The 5,640-nt window shown below is 68.2% G+C and carries 4 protein-coding genes and 1 pseudogene; 1 reads left to right on the forward strand and 4 read right to left on the reverse strand.

Annotation, left to right across the window (positions count from 1 at the left end; genetic code table 11):
• A partial coding sequence (locus VF662_RS04700) for a sensor histidine kinase (RefSeq protein WP_464138281.1) occupies positions 1 to 936 on the forward strand: 936 nt, incomplete at its 5' end.
• Here VF662_RS04700 and VF662_RS04705 read toward each other — a convergent pair.
• The 4 genes and pseudogenes from VF662_RS04705 to VF662_RS04720 all read right to left on the reverse strand — a co-directional run.
• On the reverse strand, positions 924 to 1,523 hold the full coding sequence (locus tag VF662_RS04705; protein ID WP_464138285.1) for a TetR/AcrR family transcriptional regulator: 600 nt from the start codon (positions 1,521 to 1,523) through the stop codon (positions 924 to 926). The two genes, VF662_RS04700 and VF662_RS04705, sit on opposite strands and share 13 nt — an antisense overlap.
• Before the next feature lie 49 nt (positions 1,524 to 1,572).
• Positions 1,573 to 2,715 carry a class A beta-lactamase gene (bla, locus tag VF662_RS04710; RefSeq protein WP_464138288.1) on the reverse strand — a complete coding sequence of 381 codons (1,143 nt, stop codon included), beginning with the start codon at positions 2,713 to 2,715 and terminating at the stop codon, positions 1,573 to 1,575.
• 130 nt (positions 2,716 to 2,845) lie between these two features.
• On the reverse strand, positions 2,846 to 5,293 hold the full coding sequence (locus VF662_RS04715; RefSeq protein WP_464138292.1) for a zinc-dependent metalloprotease: 2,448 nt from the start codon (positions 5,291 to 5,293) through the stop codon (positions 2,846 to 2,848).
• Positions 5,294 to 5,357: 64 nt separating this feature from the next.
• Positions 5,358 to 5,640 (reverse strand): annotated as a pseudogene (locus VF662_RS04720) (TonB-dependent receptor); the annotation flags it as partial.

The following is a 5,640-nucleotide window of genomic DNA, read 5'->3' on the forward strand; positions in this document are numbered from 1 at the left end:
GGCAAGGCGCTGGTGGCTGCGGGCGGCGTCGTTGCCGGCGACATCGACTTCCGAACCTACTTCAACATCATGCGCTATTTCGATTTCTTTTGGATGCCGCTCCTCAGCGGCGCGCTGACCGCGGCCGGCGCGTTGTTCGCAATCCCCGTCCTGCTCGGAAGCATCCGCCCCTCGACGCGCGCGGCGGCGGAGCTCGACCCCGCCGACATCTCCCGGCGCCTGCCCGAGAAGGGCGTGGTGAAGCAGTTGCTGCCCCTGATCCGCGCCTTCAACGCCGCCCTGGACCGCGTCGCGGAGGCGTTCGAGCGGCGGAGGCGCTTCATCGCCGACGTCGCGCATGAGCTTCGAACGCCGCTCGCGGTCCTCAACATGCATGTCGACAAGCTCCCGGACGGAGGAGTGAAGCCCGATCTGCAGCGGACGGTGTTCAGGCTCGGGCAGATGGTCGGCCAGATGCTGGACGCCGAGCGGCTGACGCTTGCCGCCCGACGGCGGGAGCAGGTGGATCTCGTCGAGCTTTCACGCGCCGCGGTCGCCGACATCGCACCCCTCGCGGTTGCCAACGGCTATGACCTGACCTTCGATGCCGAGCGCGAAAGCGTCAAGGTGGACGGCGACGCGCATGCGATCTCGAGGGCACTCGGCAACCTTCTCGGCAATGCGGTCGCCCACGGCGGTGGTGCCGGCAGCCTCGACGTCCGAATCCACGCCGACGGGCGGATCGATGTGATCGATCAGGGGCAGGGCGTGCCCGTCGAGGCTCGCGAGCGCATCTTCGAGCCGTTCCACCGCGAGCGCTGGGACCGGGACGGGTGCGGGCTCGGCCTGCACCTCGTCCGCGAGATCATGCAGGCTCACGGCGGCAATGCGCGCGTGCTTGGCCCGGGCCCGGGGGCGGTGTTCCGGCTCGAATTCCCGGCCGTTCAGCCCGGCTGATCGGGCTCCAGCCCGCCCAATCCGTTCAGGGCCATGTCGACCGCGAGGCTTGCGAGCTGCTCGGGCGAGACGTCGCCTCCCGGCCGGAACCAGGTGTGGGTCCAGTTGATCATCCCGAAGAAGAGCATGCTGAGCGGCAGCACGACAGGGTTGGCGTCGGGCCGGATCTCGCGCACCAGCGTCTCCACGACGGCGATGATCCGCCGCTGCTTGGCGACCACCTCCGCCCGGCGCTCCGGCGGCAGGTTGTCGAGCTCGTTGAGGAGCACCTTGTGGCTATGCCGGGCGCCGACATAGAGGCGCATGAAAGCCATCGTCAGCGCCCGCAGCCGGTCGCGGGCGTCGCCCGACTGCATCGCATCGTCGGCGGCGTCGACAAGATCGTCGAGATGCGCCGCCATCACCTCGTATAGGATGTCGTCCTTCGACGGGAAATAGTGGTAGATCAGCGCCTTTGATGTGCCGCAGGCCTTGGCGAGGTCCGCCACCGATGCTCCAAGGAAGCCGCGCTTGGCGTAAAGCTCGGCGGCCGCGCCGACGATGCCATCGCGGCGCCTGTCGTAATCAGGGGATTGCGGCCTTGCCATCCGCCGAGCTTAACCGCCGGCGGATGGCCCGGCCAGATTTGATTCCGGTTCAATTGCTGCCGCGCGTCGGGCCGCCATAGTTGCTGCGGGTGAGGCTGTAGGCCTGGACGTTGCGCTGGTAATCGGCGACCGCGCGGGTGACGTTCTGCATAAGCTGCATGCGCGTCGGGATCGGCACGGTCGTCCTGCGGATCATCACCGCGACCGCATAGGCGCTGCCGTCCGGCGCCGTCAGGATGCCGATGTCGTTATAGCCGGACTGGACGGGGCCGAAGACCTGCCCGGTGCCCGTCTTGTGCGCAAGCGACCAGCCGGGAGCGAGGCCGCCCTTCAGCCGCTGCGGCCCGGTGCGGGTGTTCGACATGATGCGGAGCAGCTTGTCGGTGGAGGAAGGCGAGAGCAGCTCGCCCCGCTGGAGCTTGCCGAGCGCGTCGACGATCCCGACCGGAGTCGCGCCGTCGACCGGATCGGAGACGTAGCGCTCGAATGCCGCACGCCGCACGCTCGCGGGAACCTTGTTACGGGCCGCGTAGAAGCCGCTTCCCGCCATCGACGAATTCCACTCCATGCCCGCTATGCGGCTCTGCATGATGCGCTCGCCGGGGCCGAAACGGACACCGTTTATGCCCTTTCGCGCAAGGAAATCGCGGACCGCCTCGGGTCCGCCGGCGCGCCAGAGGACGAAGTCGTTGCAGGTATTGTCGCTCTGCTGCATCGCCCGCCGCATCAGCTCGGACAGGGTGGTGGTGTAGCCGTTCGCACCCACCTGGGCGGCGATCGGCTGGTTGAAGAGCGTCAGATCGGACTTCCGGACCGTCACCGGGCTGTTGATGCTGAGCTCGCCCCGGTCCGCCTTGTCGAGCGCCGTCAGCGTCACCCAGAATTTGCTGACGCTCTGCTGGGGAAAGTGCGAATTGCCGTCATAATGGGTGACGTAGCCGGTCTGGAGATCCTTGACGGCAATGCCGACGTCGCCGGAAAAGTCGCGGCCGAGGCTCTCGATGCGCGCGTCGAGCACGCGCTGCGCCGCAAGGAACATCGGAGGCTGAGCGCCATAACCCTGGCCCGCCGGTTTTGCCGGGACCGGCGCCGCTCCGCCCAGCATCACAGCGCCTGCGAACGCTGCGAAGGAGAAGATCGCCAGATGCTCCCGGCGCGCCGATTTCCTCGATTTGCGGTGCGATACGCTCACTTGCCCCTCCACTAACACCTTAAGCCCCAAGGATTTCATCATATGAATCTAGGACTGGCTGTCAGCTGAATAGGTTAAGCACCCGACGAAACGTGAGGCTTATGCGGCGAAGCGAATCGAAACGAGGGAGCTATTCCGAAAACCAGTCGCTCTCGCCGCCGCCGATCGGCATTCCCGGCGGGATGCGCGGCGCCCGGGCGGGCTCGGCCAGTGCCTTGTCCAGCGCTTCGCGGTCCCGGAGGAGCCGGGCAAGGCCGCGGCTCCAATCCCGCTCCGCATCCGACCCACGCCGCTTCTCAAGGCTATCGGCAAGCCGGACGAGGCGGCTGTCGATCGCGGCGGCGAGGGTGGGGGAGAGTGCGGGGTCCCGCTGCACCCGCGCCAGCGCCAGCGCAGCCGCATGGGCGACGCGGCGCTGGACGGCGGCTCGGGAGCTTCCGTTCGGCTCGGCCGCGAAGGTGGCGGCGATCAGCCTGTCGATCAGCTCCCCCGCTCCAAGCGCGCCTGCATTCTGTCCGTTCTGGATCTGGAGGCGGTTGAGACGCTCGGGGGCGAGCAGCGCGTTCAGGGTCACCGCCGCTGCGGCCTCGCTCGCCGCGAGCGGATCGAAGACGGGGCCGCCGGCGGTCCGGAAGATCTCGATCTCGAACTGCCGGTCGTAATTGCCGGGCCAGCCGGCGGAGAGGTGCGGAAGGAGCGAGGCGGGGACTTCGAGCTCCGCGGGGCTCAGCGTGGCCAGCAGGGCGTCCAGCGCCCGCCGCTGCGTAGCATCGTCCACGATGGGAGAGGCCTCCCGCCCGTCGCCGCGCACGGAATAAGCGAAATCGACCCCGCCCACCGCCTTTGCGGCCGCTTCGACCTGGTAGCGGTGAAGCAGCCAGATGGGGACGAACTTGCGCCTGAGGTTCGACACCGGCTCGTTGGCCGCCAGCGCGCCGACACCGAAATTCGCGACTGCGGCGCGCCGGACCTGAAGCATCCGCTCGAGCTCCGCCACCGGCTGCCCGAAATCGTCCCAGATCGCGCCCCACGGCTGGCCGGAGCCGGTCGGGCGCGCATCGCTGTCGGCGACGTAGCGAAGGCCTTCCGCGACCGCAGCCTCGGCCTTGCGCTGCGCCTCGGCGTCGCTGTCGGTTCCGTAGAGCCAGTCGACCACGAACATGTCCCAGCGGCCGAGACCCACGCCATATGCATCCTTGAGGTCGGGGCGCCCGTCCGCCAGCCCCACCCGCGGCGCCGGATAATCCATCACGGAATAGCGCCCCTGCGTGCTCGCCGCGAAATTGTGCTCGAAGCCGAGCGCATGGCCCACCTCGTGGGCTGCAAGCTGCCGAAGCCGCGCGAGCGAGGCGACGATCGGATCGTTCGGCCCGCCGCTGCCGACCTTGTCGGCGCCGACGAGGCCTTCGAAGATCAGCATGTCCTGGCGCACCCGGAGCGAACCCAGCAGCACCTGCCCCTTAATGATCTCGCCGGTGCGCGGATCTTCGATCACCTGGCCGTAGGACCAGCCGCGGGTGGCGCGGTTCACCCAGTTGACGACATTATACCTGACGTCGAGCGGGTCGACGCCGTCGGGCAGCATCTCGACCCGATAGGCATCGATGTAGCCGGCCGCTTCGAACGCCTGCTTCCACCAGGACGCGCCTTCGAAGAGCGCCGTGCGGATCGGCTCCGGCGCCGAGCGGTCGATGTAGAAGACGATCGGCTTCTTCACCCGCGAGCGAGGCGCCGAGGGATCCACCTTCTCCAGCCGGAAGCGGTTGGAGAGGTTCTGGACGATCTGCTGGCCGAGCGGCGCCGCATAATCGAGCACCTGCGTCGAGAAGCTGCCCGCCCGGGGATCGAAGCGGCGGACCCGGTAACCCGCCTCCGGCAGCCGAACGAGCGAATGGCGGACGATGAAGCTGAGGTTCCCGGCCGCGGGCGCGATGTTGTTCACTTCGGCCCCGGGCTCGCTGGAAACGAAGGTCTGCCGCGCCTCCATCTCGATATTGTCGGGGAACACCTTCACCGAGTTGGGATCGGCGACGGTGAGGTCGCCCGACATCGCGAAGCCCTTTTCGCCCGCGCCCTTCAGCGCCTGCGCGATCCCCATCGCATCGCGGGTGAGGAAGCTCGATACGTCCACCAGCAGCCGCCCGTCGGCGGTCTCGGCCGCAACGTCGCCGGTCCAGAGCGTCGAATAGGCAAAGGATTCCCGCGCCGCCGCCTGTTCGGGGGCGGGCGCGTTCGAAGCGCGGAAGCGGGGATTCTCCACCTCGGCGATCACCTTCTTGCCGACGCGGCGGAAGACCAGGAGCTTGGAGCCGCCGCTCAGCGCCCTGTCCAGGCCCGCCGGCGCGGAGCCGAGGCCGGTTTTCAGCGAGGAGATGTAGATGAAGCGGCCCGATATCCCCTCTTTGTCGGGGGCGGGGAGGGAGAGGAGGATGCGTCCGCCCTTCCTGTCGACATGGACCGGGAGCAGGCCCGACTGAAGCGTCGTATTAGCAAGCACTTCGGCCGGCGTGGCGGCAAGCGCCGGCGCCGACGCGCTCAGCAAAAGGGCGGCAAGAATGGCTTTGAGGCCGGCGTTCATCATCATCCTCGGCAGGCAGAGGGGCGAGCCTAAGGCGCGCTCCTCCACCTGTCGAGGAGGCGGATCAGAAGGAGACGCGCGCGGTCACCCTAAGATCGCGTCCGGCGAGCGGCGCGAAGTCCTTGAGGAAGCTCGCGTGGCGGCGGGCGTCGACGTCGAAGATGTTGTTGGCGGAGAGGAGGATGGTGCTGTCGTTGCCGGGGAAAGGCTTCACCGACAGCGATGCATTGACCATCGTGTAGCCCTTGGTCGGCGTCTCGAAGGCGGCGAGCCGGTCCTGCGCGGTCACCCGCTCGACCTCGACGCGGCCCTGCAGCTGATCGCTCTGCGCTTCGAGCCCGCCCAGC

Source organism: Allosphingosinicella sp. (assembly GCF_036387215.1).
Taxonomy (GTDB): Bacteria; Pseudomonadota; Alphaproteobacteria; order Sphingomonadales; family Sphingomonadaceae; genus Allosphingosinicella.